Genomic DNA, 25,004 nt, shown 5'->3' with positions numbered 1-25,004 from the left:
CTCATTTGAGCAGCGCTTCGATCTCGGCGCTCAGGTCTTCCGGCTTGGTGGCGGGCGAGAAACGCTTGACCAGTTGGCCGTCGCCGCTGAGCAGGAACTTGGTGAAGTTCCACTTGATGCCCTGACTGCCGAGCAGGCCCGGGGCGCGCTTCTTCAACTGCACATACAGCGGGTGGGCGCCGGCGCCGTTGACCTCGACCTTCTTGAACAGCGGGAAACTCACGCCGAAGTTCAGCTCGCAGAATTCGGAAATCGCCCCCTCGTTACCCGGTTCCTGCTTGCCGAACTGGTTGCAGGGAAAACCCAGCACCACCAGCCCCTTGTCCTTGTACTGCTGCCACAGGCTCTCCAGCCCCTTGTACTGCGGGGTGAAGCCACACTTGCTGGCGGTGTTGACCACCAGTACGGCCTTGCCACCGAAGTCGGCGAGGGTCTTCTGCTCACCCTTGATGGTGGTGCAGGGGATGTCGAATAGCTCATTGCTCATGTTGGCGGTCCTTGGCTTGGATGGAATGACCCATGAATAGCAAGCAATTAAATTGCACACAATCTAAATGAGCAAAAATAAGCGCCGCTGATACCCGATCACAGCCGCGACGGCGGCTTGCGCCGTCGCATGAGCAACACCGCCCCCCCCTATTCGCGCGGCACCAGTTTGAGCGACACCGAATTAATGCAGTAACGCAACCCGGTCGGCTTGGGGCCATCGGGGAATACATGACCGAGGTGGGCGTCGCACTTCGAGCATTTGACCTCGATGCGGTGCATGCCATGGCTGAAGTCATCCCGGCTGGCGATCGCCTCCTGGCTCACCGGCTGGAAGTAGCTTGGCCAGCCGCTGCCGGAGTCGTACTTGGCATCGGAGTCGAACAGCGCCGTGCCGCAGCAGGCGCAGTGATAGGTGCCGGGGGTCTTGCTGTCATGGTACTGACCGGTAAAAGCGCGCTCGGTGCCTCCCAAGCGGCAGACATGGTATTGCTCCTCCGACAGCTCTTCGCGCCAGGCTTCCAGGGGTTTTTCGAGCTTGTCCACGGCAGGTCTCCTCAACTTGCAAAAAGCCCGACCAATCACTTTGCCAAGATCGGGCCGCCACGTATGATTCGACCCCAGTCTGTCACCCGCGTTACAAGCTGCCAAGGCTCGCCCGTTCGAGTCTGTTACGGCGTTTTTGCGCGGCGTTCCTTCTATTCGGGATCATCCACATGCAGGTCAGCAAATCGAACAAGCTCGCCAACGTCTGCTACGACATCCGCGGGCCGGTGCTCAAGCACGCCAAACGCCTGGAAGAGGAAGGCCACCGCATCCTCAAGCTGAACATCGGCAACCCGGCACCGTTCGGTTTCGAAGCCCCCGAGGAAATCCTCCAGGACGTTATCCGCAACCTGCCGACAGCCCAGGGCTACAGCGACTCCAAGGGCCTGTTCAGTGCGCGCAAGGCGGTGATGCAGTACTACCAGCAGAAGCAGGTGGAAGGCGTCGGCATCGAAGACATCTACCTGGGTAACGGAGTCTCCGAGCTCATCGTCATGGCCATGCAGGCGCTGCTCAACAATGGCGACGAGGTGCTGATTCCGGCCCCGGACTACCCGCTGTGGACCGCCGCGGTGGCGCTGTCCGGCGGCAAGCCGGTGCACTACCTGTGCGATGAGCAGGCCGGCTGGTTCCCCGACGTGGCCGACATGCGCGCCAAGATCACCCCGAACACCAAGGCCCTGGTGCTGATCAACCCGAACAACCCCACCGGCGCGGTGTACTCCAAGGAAGTACTGGAAGACATCGTCGAGCTGGCGCGCCAGCACAACCTGGTGCTGTTCTCCGACGAGATCTACGACAAGATCCTCTACGACGAAGCCCAGCACATCTCCACCGCCTCCCTGGCACCGGACGTGCTGTGCCTGACCTTCAATGGCCTGTCGAAGTCCTACCGGGTCGCCGGTTTCCGCTCCGGCTGGGTGGCGATCTCCGGCCCCAAGCACCGCGCCCAGAGCTATATCGAGGGCCTGGATATCCTCGCCAACATGCGCCTGTGCGCCAACGTGCCGAGCCAGCACGCGATCCAGACGGCCCTCGGCGGCTACCAGAGCATCAACGACCTGGTCCTGCCCAATGGCCGCCTGCTGGAGCAGCGCAACCGTACCTGGGAGCTGCTCAACGACATTCCCGGGGTCAGCTGCGTCAAGCCCATGGGCGCGCTGTACGCCTTCCCGAAGATCGACCCCAAGGTCTGTCCGATCCACAACGACGAGAAGTTCGTCCTCGACCTGCTGCTGTCCGAGAAACTGCTGATCGTCCAGGGCACGGCCTTCAATTGGCCCTGGCCGGATCACTTCCGCGTGGTCACCTTACCCAGGGTGGACGACCTGGAGCAGGCGATCGGGCGCATCGGCGCCTTCCTCAAGAACTACCGCCAGTAACCGCCCATGCCGGCCGCCACGCGCCGGCGCGAACGCCAGACGAAATCCTATGGACCTGCAGATAGACGACTTCTACAAGGACGCCGCCAGCGGCCTGCTGATGCTCTACCAGGTGTTCCCGCGCAAGATGGCGCTGTACGTTGAAGACCTGATCGGCCGCGAGGAACCGGACGAGTTCGGCCTGCCGAGCAAACGCCACCAGAGCTGCCTGAGCGCCCTGCTGTGGCTGGCCGAGGAGGGCTACCTGCGCTTCGACTCGACCATCGCCTACGACGCCCTGGATCAGGCGGTACTCAGCGAAAAGGGCTTTCTGCGCCTGAGCCGTGGCGTACCCCATGCCCTGCCTGAAGGCGAGGCCCTGCCGCCGAGCGTGCGCCGGGTGCAGGGCAGCCTGGCGCACCAGTTGCGCGAGGCGCTGGCGCAGCGGCATGGCGAACGAATCGCCCGACTGACCCGGCTGGTCTTCGCCGGCGCTCTGGGCGGAGCAAAGGACACAGTTTGAAATAGTCCCTCGGTTGAATAGCCGGGGGGCGCGCCCTTATATAGCCGGCAGAACCGGACCGTCTTTTCTCCCAAGGAGTAGTTTCACACCATGATGCGCATCTTGCTGTTTTTGGCCACCAACCTGGCGGTCCTGATCATCGCCAGCATCACTCTCAAGCTGTTGGGGGTTGATCGCTTCACCGGCCAGAACTATGGCAGCCTGCTGGTTTTCTGCGCGGTCTTCGGCTTCGCCGGCTCACTGATTTCGCTGTTCATCTCCAAGTGGATGGCGAAGATGAGCACCGGCACCGAGATCATCAGCCAACCGCGCACCCGCCACGAGCAGTGGCTGCTGCAGACGGTCGAGGAACTGTCCCGCGAAGCCGGCATCAAGATGCCCGAGGTGGGCATCTTCCCGGCCTACGAATCCAACGCCTTCGCCACCGGCTGGAACAAGAACGACGCCCTGGTGGCGGTCAGCCAGGGCCTGCTGGAGCGCTTCTCCCCCGATGAGGTGCGCGCCGTGCTGGCCCACGAGATCGGCCACGTGGCCAACGGCGACATGGTCACCCTGGCGCTGATCCAGGGCGTGGTGAACACCTTCGTGATGTTCTTCGCGCGCATCTTCGGCAACTTCGTCGACAAGGCGATCCTGAAGAATGAAGACGGCCACGGCATCGGCTACTTCGTCGCGACCATCTTCGCCGAACTGGTACTGGGCATCCTGGCCAGCATCATCGTCATGTGGTTCTCGCGCAAGCGCGAGTTCAAGGCCGACGAAGCCGGCGCCCGCCTGGCCGGCACCGGTGCGATGATCGCCGCCCTGCAGCGCCTGCGCGCCGAACAGGGCGTGCCGGTGCACATGCCCGACAGCCTGACCGCCTTCGGCATCAACGGCGGCCTGAAGAACGGCCTGGCCGGCCTGCTGATGAGCCACCCGCCGCTGGAAGACCGCATCGAAGCCCTGCGCCAGCGCGGCTAAGCGACCGGCAGTGAAAAAAGGGCGGCCCGCGGGCCGCCCTTCTCGTTCAGCGCCGCACCAGGCGATAGACCCGCTCATCCAGGCCCTGCAGGCCACGTTCGCGGAACCTGCGGTTCTCATCCAGCACGTCGCACTCCTCGAGCAGCTGCAGCTGCCAGCCCCCGGCCAGCAGCCGGCGCACCTCGGCATCGGCCACGGCGAAGGGCGGCCCATCCATCTGCGCCTGCGCATAGTCCAGGGTGACCAGCAGGCCGCTGCTCCCCGGCGCCAGGATTGCACCCAGGTGCGCGACATAGCGGACGCGCATCTCTGCCGGCAAGGCGATCAGCGCGGCGCGATCATAGAGCGCCGTGCAGCCGAGCAGATGCTCGGCCTGCAGAGCAAAGAAGTCGCCACACCACAGCTCGATGGCACCGGCGCGGTAGACCTCGAAATCCCCCTGCTGACTGACCTGCGGCTGCAGCCGCTGCTCCGCGAAGAAGTCCTCGACCGCACGCTGTGCCAGCTCCACGCCCAACACCCGATAGCCCTGCTCGGCTAACCAGAGCAGGTCCAGGCTCTTGCCGCAGAGCGGCACCAGCACCCGTGTCGCGCTCGGCAGCGCCAACTTGGACCAGTGCCGCTGCAGATAGGGATTGACCCGATCCTGATGAAAGCCGATCTGCCCTGTCGCCCAACGCGCCTGCCAGAACTCCCGATCCATCAACCCTCCAGTCAATTCGATGAAATAGCTCAGTAATTTATACTGGAACTCGATATATCATGCCGCGAAGATGGCCCCATCCTAATGCAGGAGCCCTGCCCCATGCTGCCTTCGCTGTTTATCTCCCACGGCTCACCCATGCTCGCCCTCGACCCCGGCGCCAGCGGTCCGGCCCTGTCTCGCCTGGCTGCCGAGCTGCCGAGGCCGCGCGCCATCCTGGTGGTCTCGGCACACTGGGAGAGCCATGAGCTACGCGTGACCGCCGCCACACGGCCGCAGACCTGGCACGACTTCCGCGGCTTTCCCGCCCCGCTCTACGCACTGCAGTATCCCGCTCCCGGCGAACCGCAGCTGGCCGGCGAGATCGTTGATCGCCTGAACGAGGCCGGCCTGGCGGCCCGTCTCGACGCCGAGCGACCGCTCGATCACGGCGCCTGGGTGCCGCTGTCGCTGATGTACCCGCAGGCCGATATTCCGGTGCTGCAACTGTCGCTGCCCAGCCAACAAGGTCCTGCCCTGCAGAGCAAGGTCGGCCGCGCCCTGGGCGCCTTGCGCGAACGAGGGGTGTTGCTGATCGGCTCGGGCAGCATCACCCACAACCTGGGCGAACTGGACTGGCACGCCGGCCCGGAGGTCATCGAACCCTGGGCCCAGGCGTTCCGCGACTGGATAGTGGAGAAGCTGGCCAGCGACGACGACGCGGCGCTGCACGACTACCGGCGATTGGCGCCGCAAGCCGTGCGCAATCACCCGACCGACGAACACCTGCTGCCGCTGTTCTTCGCCCACGGCGCCGGCGGCGCCTTTCGCGTCGAACACAGCGGCTTCACCCACGGCGCGCTGGGCATGGACATCTACAGCTTCGCCTGAGCCAGCGAACCACAGGCATAAAAAAGGCTATGTCCCAAAGGTGTGTTGCAAGAACTAACCTGAATGGTAGGCATCCGCTCAGAAGGGGTCTGCCGATCATGGATACGCAAGCCTTTCACCACTGGCTGGCTCAATTGAGCCAGCTCAGTACCCAGCAGAAATCCACGCTTCATCAAGCCCTGCAGCACCCACCCGCAGCAGCGGTGGTTGATTGCTTGCCGGCATTACAGAACTGTCCGAATTGTCAGGCCAGTGCTAAGCAACTTGCGCCCTGGGGCTGGTCGCGCGGCCTGCGCCGCTATCGCTGCCGTAGCTGTCACCGGACGGGTACCGCGCTTTCGGCAACCGGCCTTGCTCACCTGCACTATCCCGAGCGCTGGAAAGACTATTCCCAGGTACTGATTAATGGGCTTAGCGTGCGCAAGGCAGCCAAGGCGTGCGGTATCAGCAAGAACACCGCGTTCCTCTGGAGGCACCGCTTCCTGGCGGCTGCGGCTCGGCATCACGCCACCCATGAGACCGGTATTGTCGAAGTGGATGAGACGTTCTTTCTGGAGTCATTCAAAGGTCAGCGACGCTTACCGAGGCCGCCGCGCAAACGAGGTGGGGTCAGCGTGACCCGGGGCACGGGTAAAGACCAAATCCCGGTGATGGTGGTACGCGACCGGGAGGGCCATACCGCCGACTTCAAGCTGGCCAAGCTCGATGCCGCTCATGTGCGTGAGGCGTTGATGCCGCTGATCGACCAGGAGTCCGTGCTCTGCACTGATGGGGCGGCGGTCTATGCCAGTTTTGCCCGGACCCAGGGCATTACCCATCACGTCGTGCATGCCCGCCCCGGTGAGCGCGTACGCCAGGGTGCCTTCCATATCCAGAACGTCAACGCATACCACAGTCGATTGAAGAACTGGATGGCCCGCTTTCATGGCGTGGCCACCCGCTACCTCCCGAATTACCTGGGCTGGCGCCGCATGCTGGAGCGCTATCAGCAGAGTATTCGGCCGGATCACTGCATCCAGGAAGCGGTAGGACGAACCATGCAACAAGCTATTGGGACATAGCCATAAAAAAGCCCCGCATTGCGGGGCTTCTTCAATGGCCGAGGATCAATCCTCGCGGTAGCGGCGCAGCTTGAGCGGCTTGCCACCGACGCGGGTGTCCTTCAGCTTGCCCAGCAGGCGCTCCAGGCCGTCCTCCGGCAGCTCAACCAGGCTGAAGCTCTCGCGCACCTGGATGCGGCCGATGGCTTCGCGGGCCAGGCCGCCTTCGTTGAGGATGGCGCCCAGCAGGTTCTTCGCGGCGATGCCATCGCGCGCGCCCAGGGCGGTGCGGCAGCGGGCACGGCCTTCGCCCAGCGGGATCGGCGCGCGACGCTCGCGCGGTTCGCCACGCTCGGAACGCTCGCTGCGCTCACGGGGACCGCTGTTCGGCACCAGCGGCTGCTCGCGCTCGACCTCGGCCAGGGTCAGGGCCTGGCCATTGGTCGCCTTGCGCAGCAGGGCCGCGGCCAGGGCGCGCGGGCTGCAGCCAATCTCGGCGGTCAGGCGGTCGAGCAGATCGCCATGGCTGGCCTCGGCACCGGCCACCAAAGGCGCCAGGCTGGCGGTGAGCTTCTTGATCCGGGCGTCCAGCACCTGCTGGCCGTTGGGCAGCTTGACCTCGCCGACCTTCTGCCCGGTGACACGCTCGATCACCTGCAGCATGCGCCGCTCGCGCGGGGTGACCAGCAGCAGGGCGCGACCGGTACGACCGGCACGGCCGGTACGGCCGATACGGTGCACGTAGGACTCCGGATCGTAGGGCATGTCCACGTTCATCACGTGGGTGATGCGCGGTACGTCGAGGCCGCGCGCGGCGACGTCGGTGGCGATCACGATGTCCAGACGGCCGTCTTTCAGCGAGTCGATCACCCGCTCACGCTGATTCTGGGCGATGTCGCCGTTCAGCGCGGCAGCCTTGTAGCCCTTGGCTTCCAGCGCGGCGGCCAGGTCCAGGGTGGCTTGTTTGGTGCGCACGAAGCCGATCAGCGCGTCGAACTCTTCGACTTCCAGCAGACGCAATACCGCAGCGTGCTTCTGGTCGGCGTGAACCATCAGGTGCGCCTGCTCGATGGCGGTCACGGTCTGGGTCTTGGCGGCGATCTTGACGTGCTGCGGGTTGCGCAGGTGCTTCTCGGCGATGGCACGGATCGAGTGCGGCAGGGTCGCGGAGAACAGCACGCTCTGGCGGCTCTCCGGCATGGCCTGGAAGATCACCTCCAGGTCATCCATGAAGCCCAGCTTGAGCATCTCGTCGGCTTCGTCGAGGACCAGGTACTGGATGGTCGACAGGACCTTTTCGTCGCGACGCAGGTGGTCGACCAGGCGCCCCGGGGTGGCGACTATGACCTGTGCGCCCTGGCGGATGGCCTTGAGCTGCGGGCCCATCGGTGCGCCACCGTAGACCGCGACCACATTGAGGCCGGGCATCTGCTTGGAATAGGTTTCGAAGGCGGTGGCTACCTGCAGGGCCAGCTCGCGGGTCGGCGCCAGGATCAGCGCCTGCGGCTCGCGCTTGGCCGGGTCGATCTTCGACAGCAGCGGCAGGGCGAAGGCGGCGGTCTTGCCGGTACCGGTCTGGGCCTGGCCGATCATGTCGTGGCCGCCGAGGATCACCGGAATGGCCTGGGCCTGGATGGGCGATGGCTCTTCGTAGCCGACGGCAGTCAGCGCAGCGAGAATATTGGGATGAAGTCCGAGCGCGGCGAAGCCGCCGATTTCCTGGGTCATGGGTCTGCCTCAAGTGCATCCGCAAAGACCCATGTTCCAAAGCTGCGCATGCCGTGTAAGACCCTAGAGTCACCCTGGCAGCCCTGTCGGCGGGGATTTGCGAAAACGTAGTGATGAATGAATCGTCAAGGATTGCCCGCTTTAGCGGACAGGCTGCCGAAGATAGCCTTCGGGCGAGTTGCACTACCTGAACGTGGCCAAAAATTGACCGGCGCGCACTATACCGGAAATCCTGACGGATGTGCTGGTTTTCCTCGAATTAAAAGCAAAAGGCGCCGGGTGGTCCTGCTGTGCCAGGCAGCCATGCGCTGCTGCTTTACCCATGGACAAGCGAGGACCCGGCGTCTATACACCCTGCAATCGCCCTTCTACCTGAGGTTTCGCCATGACTCAAAACGCCAGCGGTCGGATCAGTCGCGAGAAGCGCGGCCCCATCACCTTGCTCGGCCTGGAACGCGCCACCAAGCGCAACGCCTTCGACCTGGACATGCTCAACGACCTGTGCCGGGCCTACGGCGAGTTCGAGCGCGACAGCGAGGCCCGGGTGGCCCTGATCCACGCCCATGGCGACCACTTCACCGCCGGCCTCGACCTGGCCAATGTCGCCGCCCAGTTCGCCGCCGGCTGGCAGATCCCCGAGGGTGGCTGCGACCCCTGGGGGGTGTTCGGCGGGCCGCGGGTCAGCAAGCCGGTGATAGTCGCCGCCCAGGGCTGCTGCTATACAGTCGGCATCGAGTTGATGCTCGCCGCGGATATCAACCTGTGCGCCAGCAACACCCGCTTCGCCCAGATGGAGGTACAGCGCGGCATCATGCCGTTCGGCGGCGCCACCTTGCGCCTGCACCAGCGCGCCGGCTGGGCCAATGCCATGCGCTGGCTGCTCACCGGCGACGAGTTCGACGCCCATGAGGCCTATCGCCTGGGGCTGGTACAGGAGGTCGTGGCCAGTGAAGACCTGATGCCGCGCGCGCTGCGCCTGGCCGAACGGGTCGCGGCCCAGGCGCCGCTCGGCGTACAGGCCACCCTGGCCTCGGCGCGCCAGGCGGTGCGCGAGGGCGAGACCGCGGCGGCGGCCAGCCTGCATCCGAACGTGGTCCGGCTGATGGCCAGCGAAGATGCCCAGGAAGGCCTGCGCGCCATGCAGGAGCGTCGCCCCGGCGACTTCAAGGGCCGCTGAACCCGGCTCAGCTGGCCGGGCGCAGCACCTCGATCAAGGGCTCCAGGGAGTAGCCCAGGCGCGGCGCCAGGGCCTCAGCCCGGTCGCGCAGGCCGGCCAGGTCGAGCTGCTGGTCCAGGTCGGCCGGCACCAGCAGGATCACGTTGCCCTCCTTCACCGGGCACTCCCAATAGTGGCGATGGTAGAGGCCGCGCAGCAGGGCGGCGCCGAGCGGTCTGCCGTCGTCGCAGGCCCACTGGTTGATGACCAGCCAGCCACCTGGGTTGAGACGCTTCTGGCAGTCCTCGAGAAAACGCCAGGCCAGGTGCCCGACGCCGGGGCCATGGTCGGTGTACAGGTCGACGAAGATCAGGTCGGCGCTCTCCGCCGTATCCAGCAGTTCCATGGCATCGCCGATGCGCACGGTCAGGCGCGGATCGTCGTCCAGGCCGAGGAACTCCATGGCCAGGCGCGGCACGGCGGGGCGCAACTCGATGGTCTCGACATCGTCCAGGGGCAGGTACTTGAGGCAGGCCTGGGTCAGGTTGCCGGCGCCCAGGCCGAGGAACAGCGCACTCTCCGGCGCCGCGTGGCACAGGGCGCCGAGCAGCATGGCGCGGGTGTAGTCGTACTCCAGCCAGCTCGGGTCGGCGGTGAACACGCAGCTCTGCTCGATCGCCTCGCCGAACTCGAGGAAGCGATAGGCGCCGATTTCCACGACACGGATCACGCCGAACTCGTCCTGCACCTCGGCCAGCAGCACCTCGTCCTGCATCTCATCCACCGGGGGTAAACCTGGCATCCACCTCTCCACCCTTGAGTAGCCCAGCCAACGGGACCGGGAAAGGGGGCAATTGTCCGACAAGCCGGCAGCGGGGTCACGCGCAAACTCGCCGCGTCGACACCAGCCCGACCGGCTGCCGAACGCCCGCCTCGACGCGATCCAGCATCATGCAGCGGCTCTATCGCGCCTATCGGCTTGAAGCAGTCGGCTGATCGGTTACCATGCCAGTCCGCCCAAATTGCCTGAAGCCGAGAGCCCTGATGTCGCAACCCTGGAGTCCCGATAGCTGGAGAGCCAAGCCGATCCAGCAGCAGCCGAACTACCCCGATGCCGCCCAGCTGGCGAAAGTCGAGCAGACCCTGGCCGGCTACCCGCCGCTGGTGTTCGCCGGCGAAGCCCGCGAGCTGCGCCGGCAGTTCGCCGAAGTGACCCAGGGCCGCGCCTTCCTGCTGCAGGGCGGCGACTGCGCCGAGAGCTTCGCCGAGTTCAGCGCGGCGAAGATCCGCGACACCTTCAAGGTGCTGCTGCAGATGGCCATCGTCATGACCTTCGCCGCCGGCTGCCCGGTGGTCAAGGTCGGGCGCATGGCCGGCCAGTTCGCCAAGCCGCGCTCGGCCAACGACGAGACCATCGGCGGCACCACCCTGCCCGCCTACCGCGGCGACATCGTCAACGGCATCGGCTTCGATGCGCAGAGCCGCGTGCCCGACCCGGAGCGGCTGCTGCAGGCCTACCACCAGGCCACGGCGACTCTCAACCTGCTGCGCGCCTTCGCCCAGGGCGGCTTCGCCGACCTGCACCAGGTACACCAGTGGAACCTGGACTTCATCGCCAACTCGGCCCTGGCGGAAAAGTACAGCCAGATGGCCGACCGCATCGACGAGACCCTGGCCTTCATGCGCGCCTGCGGCATGGACGGCTCGTCGCAGGTGCGCGAGACCAGCTTCTTCACCGCCCACGAGGCGTTGCTGCTCAACTACGAAGAAGCCTTCGTGCGCAAGGACAGCCTCACCGGCGGTTGGTACGACTGCTCGGCGCACATGCTATGGATCGGCGACCGTACCCGCCAGCTGGACGGCGCCCATGTCGAGTTCCTGCGCGGCGTCGGCAACCCGATCGGGGTCAAGGTCGGCCCGAGCATGGACAGCGAAGACCTGATCCGCCTGATCGACATCCTCAACCCGGACAACGACCCCGGTCGCCTCAACCTGATCGTGCGCATGGGTGCCGACAAGGTCGAAGCCGGCCTGCCACGGCTGATCCAGACCGTGCAGCGCGAAGGCCGCCAGGTACTGTGGAGCTCCGACCCGATGCACGGCAACACCATCAAGGCCAGCACCGGGTACAAGACCCGCGACTTCGCGCAGATCCTCGCCGAAGTGAAGCAGTTCTTCGCCGTACACCAGGCCGAGGGCAGCTACGCCGGCGGCATTCATATCGAGATGACCGGACAGAACGTCACCGAATGCATCGGCGGCGCCCGTCCGGTGACCGAAGACAGCCTGTCGGACCGCTACCACACCCACTGCGACCCGCGGATGAATGCCGACCAGTCCCTGGAACTGGCCTTCCTGATCGCCGAAACCCTCAAGCAGGTACGCCGCTAGACCCACGCAGGCGGGCAGCCCCAGGCTGCCCGCCCAGGGCCTTGGCCGACACCGCCCCAAGAGCCCCGGCGTTCGCCGCCCGAATCACGGCACCGAACTGACAAGGCGTGGCTGACGCGATATGGTGAGCTGACCATGCACCTGTAGAGGGACCGACCATGCCGTGGTTTGCCTGGCTACTGCTCTTGCTCGTCCTGGGTTCCATAGTCGGCGGTTTGCTGGTGCTGCTGCGTACCGCCAAGCCCCTGCCCCTGAGCGATGAACAACTGCAGAAGATCCGTGAACGAAAAATCGAGATGGAGGCGCAGGACGCCAAGGACGATAGTCGGCGCTAGCCTGTCGGCGCTGCTGCTAACCGGCTGCGCCAGCATCACTCCGCCCGTCGCCGAACTCGACGACTGCACCCTGCTGTTTGCCCGCTTGCACGATGCCACCCAGGCGCAGCGGGACGCGCAATACCACCTCCTGGCGGACTTTCCCGGCCTGCGCAGCGACAGGCTTCTGGCCAGCCTGGGCGCCGAAGCGAGCGGCGCGCAGCAACGCAGTCTGTGGGCCCAACGCCTGGCCGCCCACGATGCCGAAGCCAGCCAGCTGGAAATCGCCCAGCTACCCGGAGTCCAGCGGCGCATCTGGAGCGCCAGCGCCCGCCGCCAGCAACTGGCGACCTGCCGAGCCGACCAAGTACAGCGCCTGAGCGACGACCCCGAAGCCTTCGCCCGCGCGCGCCAGGCCGCCCAGGTGCCCGACGACTACCGCGACTGGGCGCGCGTGCTCGGCCTCAATCCGCTGTTCGAGCCCGCCTTCCGCCAGGGCATCGCCGCCTGGCAGCGGGCCGCGGCCCAGGCCCGGGCACCCGCGGACGGGCCTGGCTGGCTGAGCTACGCGCCGCTACCGAATCGGGAAACCAGTCGTCCGATCCCTCTGAGCGATGACCCTCTGGGTCTGCCGCAGCCGAGCGCCGCCCAGCTCGATGCCCTGTTCGCGCGCCATGCGCCGCACCTGCGTATCGAACAGGCCAGCCGCAGCGACCACATCGGCAGCCCGTATTTCGCCGCCGATGGCCGCCGCGCCTTCAACGCCCAGCAGCCGCGCCTGTATCGGCACTTGGGCTGGAGCCGGATCGACGGTCGTTGGCACCTGCAGTTGATCTACCAGCTGTGGTTCAGCCAGCGACCGCGACCGCACGCCTTGGACCTGTACGGCGGCGAGCTGGACGGCCTGCTCTGGCGCGTCACCCTCAACCGCCAGGGCCATGCGGTTCTGTATGACAGCATCCACCCCTGCGGCTGCTGGCACAGCTTCTACCTGCCGCAACACTCGCCACTGCGCTTTCGCCAGCCGAGGAACGAGGAGGCCCGCCTGGCGCACCGTCTGCACCTCGACGGTAGCCAGGCCGCGACGCTCTGGCTGAACGCCGGCACCCATGAATTGCTCTGGGTCGATGGACGCCGCTCGCCCTACCCGGCACTGACCTACCAGCAGGCCGACCTCGATCAGCTGCGTCGACTACCGCACCCCAGCGGGCAGCGCAGCCTGTATGCCACCGATGGCCTGGTGCCCGGCAGCCAGCGCCTGGAGCGCTGGCTGCTGTGGCCGTCCGGGGTACGTTCGCCCGGCGCCATGCGCCAATGGGGACGCCATGCCACGGCCTTCATCGGCCGGGCCCACTTCGACGATCCACACCTGCTGCAGCGCTACTTCCACTAGACCCGCGGAGCTCGTGCGCTGAACGGCGTCCAGCTGCGTCGGAATTATTTTCGGCAGGGACCCGCCGCCCCTAGCAAGCGATCAATCCGCCACATCGGCCACGCCCGAACGCTCCACCGAACCAGGCCGGACCGCGATGCGATTTGGGGTGAAAATCTCCGCCAATTGACCGCCGCGACGCAGCTGCTCCAGCAGCGCCGCGAAACGCTCGGCACTGATCGGCCCCTGCGGGCGCACCAGGGCATAGTGCTTGTAACGCTGGTCGACCCGCTCGGAGACCAGCAACTGCCCGGCGTACTTGCGATGGCGCTCGAGAAACTCGCCGATATAGGAACGCGTGACCAGGGCGATATCGGCCCTGCGGCGTAACACCATCAGCAGGTTGCTGTCGTGGGAATAGGTCAGGGTAGCGTTGTAGTTCTGCTGGAGGAACTCGGGGGCGGCGTTGAAGCCGGCGAAGGCGTAGTGATAGCCGTTGTACAGCGCCAGGCGCTTGCCTTGCAGCGAGTCGAAGTAGCTTTGTCCTCGACCGACCTCGACCCGCGCGACGAACACCTCGGCATCCTCCAGGCCCATGTCGACCGTGTCGTGGGCAATGGTCTGCCAGTCCCAGGCCGGGTTCTCGAACAGCGCCAGATCGATGCGCCCGTCCTGGAAGTCGCGAAATCGACGCGGTACCGAAGTGGGCACCATGACGAATCGATAGTCGCCCTGTTCCTGGTTCAACGCCTCGAGCAACTCGAGCAACAGACCGGAAGCATTCGGCTGTTCCGGCTTGACCACATAGGGCGGGAAGTGCACGCCGCCGACATGCACCACCTGCTCGGCGGCCAGCGGCATGGCCAGAAGCAATGCGCCCAGCACCCCACCAGCTCGCAGCAACCTGCGCATCGACATCCCCATACGCTTCCCCAAAATATCGATCCTAACGGTTAATAATTGGCCTGCTTAATCCCGGCCCCGGCCGCCAGTATGGCTCTGGCTGACTTGCGCCATTTAGGGTGCCAGCAGGTGATAGCGCCTCAACAAGGGTTCCAGCTGGCCCTGCTCTTCTAGCCGCTTCATCAACCCGGCGAAGCGAACCGGCTCCAGGGGCCCGTTCCGACGGAACAGCGCGTGGTGCTGATAGAGCTGGTCGGCTCGCTGCGACACCAGCAGCGCCGCACCGCGCTCGGGATGGCGGTCCTGATAGAGCTGCAGGTAGGAACGGGTGATCACCGCGATGTCCGCGCGCCCGCGCAGGATCATGGCCAGGTTGCTGTCGTGGGAATAGGTGAGCACGGCGCCGAACTCCTGAGCGAGAAACTGCTGATCCGCATTGAAGTCGGCAAAGCCATAGTGATAGCCGTTGTAAAGGGCCATGCGTTTGCCCTTGAGCTGGTCGAAGTAGCGCTGATCACGCCCCGACTCAACCCGGGCGACATAGACTTCGGCATCTTCGATCTGCAGGTCCAGGGCACTGTGCTCGATGTCCTGCCAACCCCAACTCGGCGACTCGAACAGGATCAGGTCGAAGCGGCCGCTCTGCAGGTCGCGGTAGCGGCGGGTCACCGAGGTCGCCACCAGCTCGAAACGGTAGTCGCCCTGCAGGCGATTCAGCGCCACCAGCAACTCCGGCAACAGCCCGCCAGGACTGGCGCTCTCGGGCTTCATCACATAGGGGGGAAAATGGTAGGCGCCGACGCCGACCCGAAGCTCAGCCGCCAGCGGCTGGATCATCAGCAGACTCAGTGCGACCAGCAGAACTCCGTACCGCGCGCGCAAGGAACACCTCATGGAACACACATGACCCTGACCGTTCCCTGTATATGTCACGCGGCCGCTTCCCTGGCCACAACGATGCAGTCGAAGACTCCGCTAAGCCTAGCCCATTCTGCTCAAACTTCCTTGAGCACGAGCGACAAGGCCTCCTCGGCCAGCTGCTCGAGGGTCATCGGCCCCTCGGGGTGGAACCAGGTGGTGGTCCAGCTCAGGGCGCCGGTGAGAAAACGACGCAGGATGAACGGGTCGGCCTTGAAGTAGCCCTGCGCCTTGGCTTCGCCGAGCACCTCCAGCCAAAGCTGCTCATAGGTGGCGCGCAGCTCGAGAATGAAGCGCTGGCCTTCCTCGGACAGCGAGCGCCATTCATACACCAGCACCGCCATGGCCTCGCCGGTTCCGCCCATGATCGACTGAAGTTCGCAGCGGATCAGCGCCAGTACCCGCTCGCGCAGGCTGCTCGCCTCGGCCAGTTCGGCCTGCATCAGGGCGGTGTTGTAACGGATGGTCTCCTCCATCACCGAGCGGAGGATTTCATCCTTGCTCTTAAAGTGATGAAAGATGCTGCCCGACTGAATGCCCACCGCGCTGGCCAGGTCGCGCACCGTGGTGCGCTCGTAGCCCTTGCTGCGAAACAGATGGGCCGCCGTCTGCAGCAGCTTGCCGCGGGCGCTGTCCGGATCGGTGACCAGCCCCTTGGCCACCAATTCGCGCATCACCGCCTGAGCCTGTTGATCGTCCACGCTGGTTACTCCCCCTACCCCTATCCCTATCCGCTGCGGCAGCCCGCACTATCGCCGGATTATCCCCGCAACCCTGGCTGATCGCGCCAAGTGTTTGTCGTTATTGGTGAAAGTTATGCCGGGCGCTGCCCCCAAGCAAGCGCTCGGCCGCACTTTTGGCCGGAAAGCCGTTCTTTTGCACTTTTCAACCAAGCGCTTGCTTGGTAGTGTCTCATCCATCTTCTCTCCGTGACGGACCCCTGCCAATGACCAACACCGTGCGCATCGGCTGCGCCTCCGCGTTCTGGGGCGACACCTGCACCGCCGCCGCCCAGCTGGTGCACGGCGGCCAGCTGGACTACCTGGTGTTCGACTACCTGGCAGAAGTGACGATGTCGATCATGGCCGGCGCCCGCCTGAAGAACCCGCAGCAGGGATTTGCCGGCGACTTCGTCGAGGTCCTCGCGCCGCTGCTGACGCAAATCGAGGCCCAACGCATCCGGGTGATCAGCAATGCCGGCGGGGTCAATCCCAAGGCCTGCGCCGAGGCGCTGCGCGCCGCCTGCGAGAAGGCCGGGGTCGAGCTGAAGATCGCCGTGCTGCACGGCGACGACCTGCAGCCCAGGCTCGCCGAGCTGCGCCAGGATGGCCCGGTGGAGATGTTCAGCGGCGCAGCCCTGCCGCCCCACTGCGTATCGATCAATGCCTACCTCGGCGCCCCGGGCATCGTCGCCGCCCTGGAGCGGGGTGCCGACATCGTGGTCACCGGCCGGGTGGTCGACAGCGCCCTGGTCAGCGCCGCCCTGGTCCATGAATTCGCCTGGGACTGGCGCGACTACGACAAGCTGGCCCAGGGCGCCCTGGCCGGGCACATCATCGAGTGCGGCGCGCAATGCACCGGCGGCAACTTCACCGACTGGCAAAGCGTGCCGGACTACGAACACATCGGCTTTCCCATCGTCGAGGTGGCCGCCGATGGCAGCTTCGTCGTGTCCAAGCCAGCGGGCAGCGGTGGCCTGGTCAGCCCCTTGACCGTGGGCGAACAGTTGCTCTACGAGATCGGCGACCCGCGGGCCTACCTGCTGCCGGACGTGGTCTGCGACTTCAGCCAGGTCCGCCTCGCGCAGATCGGCCAGGATCGCGTCGCCGTATCGGGTGCCCGGGGCCTGCCGCCCACCACCCAGTACAAGGTCAGCGCCACCTACCCGGACGGTTTCCGCTGCAGTGCCAGTTGCCTGATGGCCGGGATAGATGCGGTGCAGAAGGCCCAGAGGGTCAGCCAGGCGATCATCGCCAAGACCGAGGAACTGTTCGCCGCGCGGGGCTGGGGCCCCTACAGCGAAGTCAGCATCGAACTGCTCGGCAGCGAGGCCACCTATGGCCCCCACGGCCGCCGCCAGGACAGCCGCGAGGTGGTGATCAAGCTGGCCGTGCGCCATCCACGCAAGGAAGCGCTGGTACTGTTCTCCCGCGAGATCGCCCAGGCCGCCACCGGCATGGCGCCGGGCCTCACCGGCCTGGTCGGCGGCCGGCCGACGGTCTACCCGGTGATTCGCCTGTTCTCCTTCCTGGTCGACAAGCGCGCCTGCGCGCTGCAAGTGGAACTGGCGGACGAGCGGCAGCCCGTCGCCCTGCCCGCCACCGACACCTTCACCCCCGAGGCCCTGACTGACGCCATCGAGCCGGCGCCAGCGCAAGGCCCGGCCGACGCCAGCGTGCCCTTGATCAAGCTGGCGGTGGCGCGCTCCGGCGACAAGGGTAATCACGCCAACATCGGCGTGATGGCGCGCCGCCCCGAGTACCTGCCGTGGATCGCCGAGGCGCTGTCCACGGCGGCCCTGGCCGACTGGATGGGCCACGTGCTGGACCCGCAGCGCGGTCGCATCCAGCGCTGGTACCTGCCCGGCAGCCACAGCCTCAATTTCCTGCTGGAAAACGCCCTGGGCGGCGGCGGCATCGCCAGCCTGCGCATCGACCCGCAGGGCAAGGCCTTCGCCCAGCAACTGCTGGAATTTCCGGTGCCGGTGCCACGCGCCCTGGCCGACACATTGAACGGTGCGCCCAGCGCACCCTAGACCACCCCGTAGGGTGCGCCACGCGCACCGGACTCAGCCAGGACACTCCGCATGAGCTACGACTCGATCTTCAAACCCGGCCTGTTCGCCGGCCAGACCATCCTGGTCACCGGCGGCGGCAGCGGCATCGGCCGCTGCACCGCCCATGAGCTGGCGGCCCTCGGTGCCCATGTGGTGCTGGTCGGGCGCAAGGCCGAGAAACTGGCCAGCACCGCAGGCGAGATCGCCGAGGACGGCGGCAGCGCCAGCTTCCACGTCTGCGACATTCGCGACGAAGAGGCGGTCAGGACCATGGTCGCGGCCGTGCTCGCCGAGCGTGGCGCCATCCACCACCTGGTCAACAACGCCGGCGGCCAGTACCCGGCGCCGCTGGCCTCGATCAACCAGAAGGGCTTCGAGACCGTGGTGCGCACCAACCTGGTCGGCGGCTTCCTGGTCGCCCGCGAAGTGTTCAACCAGTGCATGAGCCGAACCGGCGGCAGCATCGTCAACATGCTCGCCGACATGTGGGGTGGCATGCCGGGCATGGGCCACTCCGGCGCCGCGCGAGCCGGCATGGAGAATTTCACCAAGACCGCCGCGGTCGAGTGGGGCCACGCAGGGGTGCGGGTCAATGCGGTGGCGCCGGGCTGGATCGCCTCCAGCGGCATGGACACCTACGAGGGCGCCTTTCGCGCGGTGATCCCCACCCTGCGCGAGAGCGTGCCGCTCAAGCGCATCGGCAGCGAATCGGAAGTCGCCGCCGCCATCGTCTTCCTGCTGTCGCCGGGCGCGGCCTATATCAGCGGTACCACGGTGCGCATCGACGGCGCCGCCAGCCAGGGCAGCCGCGCCTTTCCCCTGGGCAAGACCAAGCCGGGACAGAGCCGGAGCTACAACGGCTTCCACCGTGCCTACCTGCCCGACGTACTGAAAGAGCAGGAGGAATAGAACGATGCCGGTGATTCAGTCGGAACTCGACGTGCAGGGTGAAGCATTCGCGCAGAACCGTGAGGCCATGCTCGCTGCCATCGGCGCCTTCCGCGACGTCGAGCGGCAGTGCCTGGCCAAGGCCGCCGAGGCCAAGGCCAAGTTCGAGCAGCGCGGCCAGTTGCTGCCCCGCGAACGCCTCGGCCTGCTGCTCGATGCCGGCAGCCCCTTCCTCGAACTCTGTTCCCTGGCCGGCTACCGGCTGCACGACGACAAGGACGGCACCCAGGCCGGCGGCGGCATCATCGCCGGCATCGGCTATGTCGCCGGGGTGCGCTGCCTGGTCAGCGCCAGCAACAGCGCGATCAAGGGCGGCACCATCTCGCCCAGCGGCCTGAAGAAGACCCTGCGCCTGCAGCAGATCGCCATGGAGAACAAGCTGCCGCTGGTGACCCTGGCCGAAAGCGGCGGCGCCAACCTCAACTACGCGGCGGAGATCTTCGTCGAAGGCGCCCGCGGCTTCGCCAACCAGGCGCGCCTGTCGGCCATGGGCCTGCCGCAGATCACCCTGGTGCACGGTTCCAGCACCGCCGGCGGCGCCTACCAGCCGGGGCTGTCGGATTACGTGGTGGTGGTGCGCGGCAAGGCCAAGCTGTTCCTCGCCGGTCCGCCGCTGCTCAAGGCCGCCACCGGCGAGGTGGCCACGGACGAGACCCTCGGCGGCGCCGAGATGCACGCCCAGGTCGCCGGCACCGCCGAATACCTGGCGGAGAACGACGCCGACGCCGTGCGCATCGCCCGCGAGATTCTCGCCATGCTGCCGTGGAATGCCCAGCTGCCGCCCCGCCCGCAGCAGAGCTGGCGCGAGCCGCTGTACCAGGCCGAAGAGCTGCTCGGCGTGGTGCCGTCTGATGCCAAGAAGCCCTACGACGTGCGCGAGATCATCGCGCGCATCGCCGACGGCTCGGAGTTCCTCGATTTCAAGCATGAGTTCGACCAGCAGACCGTCTGCGGCCACCTGCGCATCGAGGGCCAGCCCTGCGGCCTGATCGGCAACAACGGCCCCATCACCCCCCAGGGGGCGGCCAAGGCGGCGCAATTCATCCAGCTGTGCGAGCAGAGCAACAGCCCTATCCTGTTCCTGCACAACACCACCGGTTTCATGGTCGGCACCGAGTCCGAGCAACAGGGCGTGATCAAGCACGGTTCCAAGCTGATCCAGGCGGTAGCCAACGCCACGGTGCCCAAGCTGACCCTGGTGGTCGGCGGCTCCTACGGCGCCGGCAACTACGCCATGTGCGGGAGAGGTCTGGATCCGCGCTTTATCTTCGCCTGGCCCAACAGCAAGACCGCGGTGATGGGCGGTGCCCAGGCCGGCAAGGTGTTGCGCATCGTCACCGAGGAGAAGCACCGGAAACAGGGCAAGGAGGCCGATCCGCAGATGCTCGACATGCTGGAGAGCGCAACCGCGCAGAAGCTCGACAGCCAGTCCACCGCGCTGTACGGCACCGCCCAGTTGTGGGACGACGGCCTGATCGACCCGCGTGATACCCGCACGCTGCTGGCTCTGCTGCTGGACATCTGCGCCGAGGCCGCGCTGCGGCCGCTGAAACCCAGCACATTCGGCGTGGCCCGTTTCTGACCCGCAGGGTGCGCGGGGCCGCCCAGACCCCGCGCACCGCCCAAGATATCGGTGCGCACGGCGCACCCTACAGGAGAACAACAACCATGCTCTTCACCCAGGAACACGAAGCCCTGCGCCGCACCGTGCGCGATTTCGTCGACAAGGAGATCAACCCCCACGTCGATGACTGGGAAAGAGATGGCCGCTTCCCGATCCATGAGATCTTCCGCAAGGCCGGCGAACTGGGCCTGCTGGGCATCTCCAAGCCGCAGCAGTTCGGCGGCATGGGCCTGGACTACAGCTACTCGATCGTCGCTGCCGAGGCGTTCGGCAGCATCTACTGTGGCGGCATCCCCATGTCCATCGGCGTGCAGACCGACATGTGCACCCCGGCCCTGGCCCGCTTCGGCTCCGACGAGCTGCGCGAGCAGTTCCTGCGTCCGGCCATCTCCGGCGAGATGGTCGGCTGCATCGGCGTCTCCGAGGTCGGCGCCGGCTCCGACGTGGCCGGGCTGAAGACCCGCGCCCGCAAGGACGGCGACGACTATGTGATCGACGGCAGCAAGATGTGGATCACCAACGCCCCCAGCGCCGACTTCATCTGCCTGCTGGCCAACACCTCGGACGACAAGCCCCACGTCAACAAGTCGCTGATCATGGTGCCGATGAACAGCCCGGGCATCAGCATCGCGCCGCCCCTGGACAAGCTCGGCATGCGCAGCTCGGAGACCGCCCAGGTGTTCTTCGACGGCGTGCGGGTGCCGCAGCGCTACCGCATCGGTGCCGAGGGCACGGGTTTCATGATGCAGATGCTGCAGTTCCAGGAGGAGCGCCTGTTCGGCGCAGCCAACATGCTCCAGGGCCTGGAGCACTGCATCGAGGCCACCATCGACTACTGCAAGGAGCGCCAGACCTTCGGCAGCGCGCTGATCGACAACCAGGTCATCCACTTCCGCCTGGCCGAACTGCAGACCGAGATCGAGGCCCTGCGCGCCCTGGTCTACCAGGCCACCGAGCTGTACGTGGCCGGCAAGGACGTGACCCGCCTGGCCTCCATGGCCAAGCTCAAGGCCGGGCGCCTGGGCCGCGAGGTCACCGACAGCTGCCTGCAGTACTGGGGCGGCATGGGCTTCATGTGGGACAACCCGGTGTCGCGGGCCTACCGCGACACCCGCCTGGTCTCGATCGGCGGCGGCGCCGACGAGATCATGCTGGGCATCATCTGCAAGCTGATGGGTACCCTGCCCGGCAAGAAAAAATAGCCTATGGACCAATTAGGGTGCGTTCGGCTATCGCCACTGCGCTTGAGACGATCTGGGTTCGTAGGGTGCGCCGTGCGCACCAGTGGTTCGTCGCCAGCCGTGGTGCGCATAGCGCACCCTACCCGTTGCCGGCTACGCGAGAAGGGCTCAGACCTGAATCGCCCAGGCAACAGGTAATTGGGACATGGCCATAGAAATGGCTGAAGCAGGCGACCGCAGGATGGGTTGAGACGCGCCGCGTCGATACCCATCGCCATTGCCTCGCCGCCGCATCGAAGGGTATCGCTGCGCTCCACCCATCCCACGCATAAGGAATACCGGATGACCGCTCTACCCGAATGCCAAACCCTGCTGCTGGAACAGGCCGATGGCGTGCTGCACCTCAGCCTCAACCGTCCGGACTGCCGCAACGCCATGAGCCTGACCATGGTCGGCGAGCTGCGCGCGGTGCTGGAGAGCCTGCGGCATGCCCCAGAGATTCGCGCCCTGGTGCTGCGCGGCGTTGGCGGGCACTTCTGCGCCGGCGGCGACATCAAGGACATGGCCACGGCTCGCGCCGCCGGGGGCGAGGCGTTCCGCTCGCTGAACCGCGCCTTCGGCAGCCTGCTGCAGGAGGCGCAGGCCCTGCCCCAGGTACTGATCGTGGTGCTGGAGGGCGCGGTGCTCGGCGGCGGCCTGGGCTTGGCCTGCGTCTCCGACATCGCCATCGCCCGCCAGGACGCCCAGTTCGGCCTGCCGGAAACCACCCTGGGGGTGCTGCCGGCGCAGATCGCCCCCTTCGTCGCCACGCGCATCGGCCTGACCCAGGCCCGGCGCCTGGCCCTGACCGGGGCGCGCTTCGACGGCAGCGAGGCGGCGCGCCTGGGCCTGGTGCACTTCAGCGAGGCCGGGGACGAGGCCCTCGAGCAACGCCTGGCCGAGGCCCTGGCCCAGGTTCGCCGCTGCGCGCCCCAGGCCAATGCCCAGACCAAGGCCTTGCTGCTGGCTTGCCAGGCGCAGCCCCTGGACGCGCTGCTGGACAACGCCGCCGCACAGTTCGCCGCCGCGGTGACCGGCAGCGAAGGAACCGAAGGCACCCTGGCCTTCGTGCAGAAACGCGCGCCGAGCTGGGCGCAATGAACCACAGAGCGGAGCGCCACCCATGGCCACCTTCAACAAAGTCCTGATTGCCAACCGCGGCGAGATCGCCTGCCGGGTGCTGCGCAGCGTGCACGCCCTCGGTTACCGCAGCGTGGCGGTGCACAGCGCCGCCGACGCCGACGACCGTCACGTGCAGCTGGCCGACGAGGCGGTCTGCATCGGCCCGGCACCGGCGCAGCAGTCCTACCTGAGCATCGACGCCATCATCGCCGCCGCAGACAGGACCGGCGCCGACGCCATCCACCCCGGCTACGGCTTTCTCTCGGAGAACGCCGCCTTCGCCCGCGCCTGCGAGCAGGCCGGCATCGTCTTTATCGGTCCGAGCGCCGCGGCCATCGAGCTGATGGGCAGCAAGCGCCTGGCCAAGCTGGCCATGCTGGAAGCCGGGGTGCCCTGCATTCCCGGCTACGAAGGTGCCGAGCAGGACGACGCGACCCTGAGCCGCGAGGCCCAGCGCATCGGCTACCCGCTGATGGTCAAGGCCAGCGCCGGCGGCGGCGGCCGCGGCATGCGCCTGGTGCAGCACCCCGATGAGCTGCTGGCGCAGCTGCGTACCGCCCGCTCGGAGGCGCAGAACGCCTTCGGCAGTGGCGAGCTGATTCTCGAACGCGCGCTGATCCAGCCACGCCACGTGGAAATCCAGGTGTTCGGCGACAGTCATGGCAACCTGGTGCACCTCGGCGAGCGCGACTGCTCGGTGCAGCGCCGCCACCAGAAGGTGGTGGAAGAGTCGCCCTGCCCGCTAATGACCCAGGAGTTGCGCCAGGCCATGGGCGAGGCCGCCATCAAGGCCGCGGCCTCGGTCGACTATGTCGGCGCCGGCACCGTGGAGTTCCTGCTCGATGCCAGTGGCGCCTTCTACTTCCTGGAGATGAACACCCGCCTGCAGGTGGAGCACCCGGTCACCGAGCTGGTCACCGGCCAGGACCTGGTCGCCTGGCAGCTGCGCGTCGCCGCGGGCCAGCCGCTGCCACTGGAACAGGCGCAGATTCAGCTGCAGGGCCACGCCATGGAGGTGCGCCTGTACGCCGAGAATCCCGCCCAGGGTTTCCTGCCGCAGACCGGCAACGTGCTGCGCTGGGAACCGGCGCAGGACGAGGGCATCCGCGTCGATCACGGCCTGCTCGAAGGCCAGGCCGTCAGCCCCTTCTACGACCCCATGCTGGCCAAGATCGTCGCCCACGGCGCCACCCGCGACGAGGCCCGACGCAAGCTGCTGCGCGCGGTGGAGGACTGCGTGCTGCTGGGCGTCAACGGCAACCAGCGCTTCCTCGCCAACCTGCTGCGCCACCCGCAGTTCGCCGCCGGCAACGCCACCACCTCCTTTATCACCGAGCACTTCGCCGACGATCCCAGCCTCGCGCCACAGACGCCGACGCCGGGCCAACTGGCCTGTGCCGCCGCCCTGCTGTTCCAGGCCCGAGCGCAGCAGGGCCGGCTGCGCGGCTGGAGCAACGCACCGGGCGTGCCCTCACGCTTCCTGCTCCAGCATGCCGAACACACCCATGGGGTCGAACTGCGCGTGCTGGAGGCCGGCGCGCAGGCACAGCTCGAGGCCCAGGTCAGCAGCGAAAGACTGACCCTGCGCCTGCTCGCCTGCGACGCTCGCCGGGCCTGCCTGGAGCTGGACGGCATTCGCCGACGCCTGACCTATCATCTGGACGGGGGCCGGCTGTGGCTGCACGGCCCTGAAGGCCACCTGGAACTGCTGGAGATCAGCCAACAACCGGCGGGGAGCGTCGCAGCCGCCGGTTGCGGCGCGGTGAAGGCGCCGATGGACGGCGCCATCGTCGAGGTACTGGTGAACGAAGGCCAGCGGGTCGCCAAGGGCACCCTGCTGCTGGTCCTGGAGGCGATGAAGATGGAACACCCGCTCAAGGCGACGATCGACGGCGTCGTCGGCCGAGTGGCGGTAAGCAAGGGCGAGCAGGTAAAGAACCGCCAGCTGCTGGTGGATATCGAGGCATGACACCCAGGTAGGGCGTGCTGTGCGCAGCGGACGCCGTCGATGGCGCGCACGACGCCCCCTACCACTACCCA

23 protein-coding genes are annotated in these 25,004 nt (G+C 66.6%); 15 read left to right on the top strand and 8 right to left on the bottom strand.

The features are described from left to right. Position 1: 1 nt before the first annotated feature. Both LPB260_RS13360 and msrB read right to left on the bottom strand, forming a co-directional pair. Positions 2-487, bottom strand: a complete 486-nt coding sequence (locus LPB260_RS13360; protein ID WP_208709399.1) for a glutathione peroxidase — start codon at positions 485-487, stop codon at positions 2-4. Between the two features lie 149 nt (positions 488-636). Then, positions 637-1,032: a peptide-methionine (R)-S-oxide reductase MsrB gene (gene msrB / locus LPB260_RS13355; protein ID WP_208709397.1), complete on the bottom strand. Its 396-nt coding sequence runs from the start codon at positions 1,030-1,032 to the stop codon at positions 637-639. Positions 1,033-1,202: 170 nt separating this feature from the next. On the opposite strand from msrB, the gene LPB260_RS13350 reads away from it, so the two are divergent. The 3 genes from LPB260_RS13350 (at position 1,203) to htpX (ending at position 3,879) form a co-directional block, all read left to right on the top strand. Next, positions 1,203-2,414, top strand: a complete 1,212-nt coding sequence (locus tag LPB260_RS13350; protein WP_208709395.1) for a pyridoxal phosphate-dependent aminotransferase — start codon at positions 1,203-1,205, stop codon at positions 2,412-2,414. A 49-nt stretch (positions 2,415-2,463) separates the two neighbouring features. Beyond that, the gene (locus LPB260_RS13345; protein ID WP_208709393.1) at positions 2,464-2,916 is read left to right on the top strand and encodes a hypothetical protein; all 453 of its coding nucleotides are present in this window, start codon (positions 2,464-2,466) and stop codon (positions 2,914-2,916) included. Between the two features lie 90 nt (positions 2,917-3,006). Beyond that, on the top strand, positions 3,007-3,879 hold the full coding sequence (gene htpX / locus LPB260_RS13340; RefSeq protein ID WP_208709391.1) for a protease HtpX: 873 nt from the start codon (positions 3,007-3,009) through the stop codon (positions 3,877-3,879). A 46-nt stretch (positions 3,880-3,925) separates the two neighbouring features. Here the strand turns inward: htpX and LPB260_RS13335 are convergent, their stop codons facing one another. After that, positions 3,926-4,582, bottom strand: a complete 657-nt coding sequence (locus LPB260_RS13335; RefSeq protein ID WP_208709389.1) for a thiopurine S-methyltransferase — start codon at positions 4,580-4,582, stop codon at positions 3,926-3,928. A 102-nt stretch (positions 4,583-4,684) separates the two neighbouring features. On the opposite strand from LPB260_RS13335, the gene LPB260_RS13330 reads away from it, so the two are divergent. Next, positions 4,685-5,452 carry a class III extradiol ring-cleavage dioxygenase gene (locus tag LPB260_RS13330; protein WP_208709387.1) on the top strand — a complete coding sequence of 256 codons (768 nt, stop codon included), beginning with the start codon at positions 4,685-4,687 and terminating at the stop codon, positions 5,450-5,452. 98 nt (positions 5,453-5,550) lie between these two features. Next, positions 5,551-6,513, top strand: coding sequence for an IS1595 family transposase (locus LPB260_RS13325; protein WP_208709386.1), 963 nt, complete (start codon positions 5,551-5,553; stop codon positions 6,511-6,513). Positions 6,514-6,558: 45 nt separating this feature from the next. On the opposite strand, the gene LPB260_RS13320 is transcribed toward LPB260_RS13325, so the two are convergent. Next, positions 6,559-8,220, bottom strand: coding sequence for a DEAD/DEAH box helicase (locus LPB260_RS13320; RefSeq protein WP_208709384.1), 1,662 nt, complete (start codon positions 8,218-8,220; stop codon positions 6,559-6,561). Between the two features lie 385 nt (positions 8,221-8,605). On the opposite strand from LPB260_RS13320, the gene LPB260_RS13315 reads away from it, so the two are divergent. Then, on the top strand, positions 8,606-9,397 hold the full coding sequence (locus LPB260_RS13315) for a crotonase/enoyl-CoA hydratase family protein (protein ID WP_208709382.1): 792 nt from the start codon (positions 8,606-8,608) through the stop codon (positions 9,395-9,397). Positions 9,398-9,404: 7 nt separating this feature from the next. On the opposite strand, the gene LPB260_RS13310 is transcribed toward LPB260_RS13315, so the two are convergent. Continuing rightward, positions 9,405-10,178, bottom strand: a complete 774-nt coding sequence (locus tag LPB260_RS13310) for a spermidine synthase (protein WP_371926144.1) — start codon at positions 10,176-10,178, stop codon at positions 9,405-9,407. A gap of 242 nt (positions 10,179-10,420) precedes the next feature. On the opposite strand from LPB260_RS13310, the gene LPB260_RS13305 reads away from it, so the two are divergent. From LPB260_RS13305 to LPB260_RS13295, 3 genes are all read left to right on the top strand, one after another. After that, on the top strand, positions 10,421-11,767 hold the full coding sequence (locus LPB260_RS13305; protein WP_208709380.1) for a class II 3-deoxy-7-phosphoheptulonate synthase: 1,347 nt from the start codon (positions 10,421-10,423) through the stop codon (positions 11,765-11,767). Positions 11,768-11,925: 158 nt separating this feature from the next. Next, positions 11,926-12,102 carry a DUF2897 family protein gene (locus LPB260_RS13300; protein ID WP_208709378.1) on the top strand — a complete coding sequence of 59 codons (177 nt, stop codon included), beginning with the start codon at positions 11,926-11,928 and terminating at the stop codon, positions 12,100-12,102. Positions 12,103-12,187: 85 nt separating this feature from the next. Continuing rightward, positions 12,188-13,474, top strand: a complete 1,287-nt coding sequence (locus tag LPB260_RS13295) for a hypothetical protein (RefSeq protein WP_208709376.1) — start codon at positions 12,188-12,190, stop codon at positions 13,472-13,474. Positions 13,475-13,555: 81 nt separating this feature from the next. On the opposite strand, the gene LPB260_RS13290 is transcribed toward LPB260_RS13295, so the two are convergent. The 3 genes from LPB260_RS13290 to LPB260_RS13280 all read right to left on the bottom strand — a co-directional run bounded on the left by LPB260_RS13290 (position 13,556) and on the right by LPB260_RS13280 (position 15,975). Further along, on the bottom strand, positions 13,556-14,371 hold the full coding sequence (locus LPB260_RS13290) for a substrate-binding periplasmic protein (RefSeq protein WP_371926143.1): 816 nt from the start codon (positions 14,369-14,371) through the stop codon (positions 13,556-13,558). Between the two features lie 99 nt (positions 14,372-14,470). Further along, positions 14,471-15,193 carry an ABC transporter substrate-binding protein gene (locus tag LPB260_RS13285; protein WP_256625624.1) on the bottom strand — a complete coding sequence of 241 codons (723 nt, stop codon included), beginning with the start codon at positions 15,191-15,193 and terminating at the stop codon, positions 14,471-14,473. Positions 15,194-15,351: 158 nt separating this feature from the next. Then, a complete protein-coding gene (locus tag LPB260_RS13280; RefSeq protein ID WP_218281518.1) occupies positions 15,352-15,975 on the bottom strand; it encodes a TetR/AcrR family transcriptional regulator in 624 nt (207 codons plus the stop codon). 245 nt (positions 15,976-16,220) lie between these two features. Here LPB260_RS13280 and LPB260_RS13275 point away from each other — a divergent pair, with 245 nt between their 5' ends. The 6 genes from LPB260_RS13275 (at position 16,221) to LPB260_RS13250 (ending at position 24,933) form a co-directional block, all read left to right on the top strand. Further along, positions 16,221-18,029, top strand: coding sequence for an acyclic terpene utilization AtuA family protein (locus tag LPB260_RS13275; protein ID WP_208709372.1), 1,809 nt, complete (start codon positions 16,221-16,223; stop codon positions 18,027-18,029). A 51-nt stretch (positions 18,030-18,080) separates the two neighbouring features. Beyond that, entirely contained in the window at positions 18,081-18,959 is an 879-nt protein-coding gene (locus LPB260_RS13270; protein ID WP_208709370.1) for an SDR family oxidoreductase, read from the top strand. A 4-nt stretch (positions 18,960-18,963) separates the two neighbouring features. Continuing rightward, positions 18,964-20,580, top strand: coding sequence for an acyl-CoA carboxylase subunit beta (gene atuC / locus LPB260_RS13265; protein WP_208709368.1), 1,617 nt, complete (start codon positions 18,964-18,966; stop codon positions 20,578-20,580). A gap of 86 nt (positions 20,581-20,666) precedes the next feature. Further along, positions 20,667-21,824: an acyl-CoA dehydrogenase family protein gene (gene atuD, locus LPB260_RS13260; RefSeq protein WP_208709366.1), complete on the top strand. Its 1,158-nt coding sequence runs from the start codon at positions 20,667-20,669 to the stop codon at positions 21,822-21,824. 321 nt (positions 21,825-22,145) lie between these two features. Next, positions 22,146-22,943, top strand: coding sequence for an enoyl-CoA hydratase/isomerase family protein (locus LPB260_RS13255; protein WP_208709364.1), 798 nt, complete (start codon positions 22,146-22,148; stop codon positions 22,941-22,943). 22 nt (positions 22,944-22,965) lie between these two features. Further along, positions 22,966-24,933 carry an acetyl/propionyl/methylcrotonyl-CoA carboxylase subunit alpha gene (locus tag LPB260_RS13250; protein ID WP_208709362.1) on the top strand — a complete coding sequence of 656 codons (1,968 nt, stop codon included), beginning with the start codon at positions 22,966-22,968 and terminating at the stop codon, positions 24,931-24,933. The last annotated feature ends 71 nt before the right edge of the window (positions 24,934-25,004 follow it).

It is taken from the genome of Pseudomonas sp. LPB0260, assembly GCF_013388395.1.
Note: the sequence above shows the minus strand (reverse complement) of the source record. Positions and strands in the feature narration are given on the sequence as shown.

Coding starts and splice junctions, on each gene's coding strand:
- LPB260_RS13285 (WP_256625624.1), bottom strand. CDS start 15,193: ATGATCCAGCCGCTGGCGGCTGAGCTTCGGGTCGGCGTCGGCGCCTAC.
- htpX (WP_208709391.1), top strand. CDS start 3,007: ATGATGCGCATCTTGCTGTTTTTGGCCACCAACCTGGCGGTCCTGATC.
- LPB260_RS13270 (WP_208709370.1), top strand. CDS start 18,081: ATGAGCTACGACTCGATCTTCAAACCCGGCCTGTTCGCCGGCCAGACC.
- LPB260_RS13275 (WP_208709372.1), top strand. CDS start 16,221: ATGACCAACACCGTGCGCATCGGCTGCGCCTCCGCGTTCTGGGGCGAC.
- LPB260_RS13320 (WP_208709384.1), bottom strand. CDS start 8,220: ATGACCCAGGAAATCGGCGGCTTCGCCGCGCTCGGACTTCATCCCAAT.
- LPB260_RS13310 (WP_371926144.1), bottom strand. CDS start 10,178: ATGCCAGGTTTACCCCCGGTGGATGAGATGCAGGACGAGGTGCTGCTG.
- LPB260_RS13305 (WP_208709380.1), top strand. CDS start 10,421: ATGTCGCAACCCTGGAGTCCCGATAGCTGGAGAGCCAAGCCGATCCAG.
- LPB260_RS13250 (WP_208709362.1), top strand. CDS start 22,966: ATGGCCACCTTCAACAAAGTCCTGATTGCCAACCGCGGCGAGATCGCC.
- LPB260_RS13315 (WP_208709382.1), top strand. CDS start 8,606: ATGACTCAAAACGCCAGCGGTCGGATCAGTCGCGAGAAGCGCGGCCCC.
- LPB260_RS13290 (WP_371926143.1), bottom strand. CDS start 14,371: ATGTCGATGCGCAGGTTGCTGCGAGCTGGTGGGGTGCTGGGCGCATTG.
- atuD (WP_208709366.1), top strand. CDS start 20,667: ATGCTCTTCACCCAGGAACACGAAGCCCTGCGCCGCACCGTGCGCGAT.
- LPB260_RS13335 (WP_208709389.1), bottom strand. CDS start 4,582: ATGGATCGGGAGTTCTGGCAGGCGCGTTGGGCGACAGGGCAGATCGGC.
- LPB260_RS13345 (WP_208709393.1), top strand. CDS start 2,464: ATGGACCTGCAGATAGACGACTTCTACAAGGACGCCGCCAGCGGCCTG.
- atuC (WP_208709368.1), top strand. CDS start 18,964: ATGCCGGTGATTCAGTCGGAACTCGACGTGCAGGGTGAAGCATTCGCG.
- LPB260_RS13360 (WP_208709399.1), bottom strand. CDS start 487: ATGAGCAATGAGCTATTCGACATCCCCTGCACCACCATCAAGGGTGAG.
- LPB260_RS13330 (WP_208709387.1), top strand. CDS start 4,685: ATGCTGCCTTCGCTGTTTATCTCCCACGGCTCACCCATGCTCGCCCTC.
- LPB260_RS13255 (WP_208709364.1), top strand. CDS start 22,146: ATGACCGCTCTACCCGAATGCCAAACCCTGCTGCTGGAACAGGCCGAT.
- LPB260_RS13350 (WP_208709395.1), top strand. CDS start 1,203: ATGCAGGTCAGCAAATCGAACAAGCTCGCCAACGTCTGCTACGACATC.
- LPB260_RS13325 (WP_208709386.1), top strand. CDS start 5,551: ATGGATACGCAAGCCTTTCACCACTGGCTGGCTCAATTGAGCCAGCTC.
- LPB260_RS13300 (WP_208709378.1), top strand. CDS start 11,926: ATGCCGTGGTTTGCCTGGCTACTGCTCTTGCTCGTCCTGGGTTCCATA.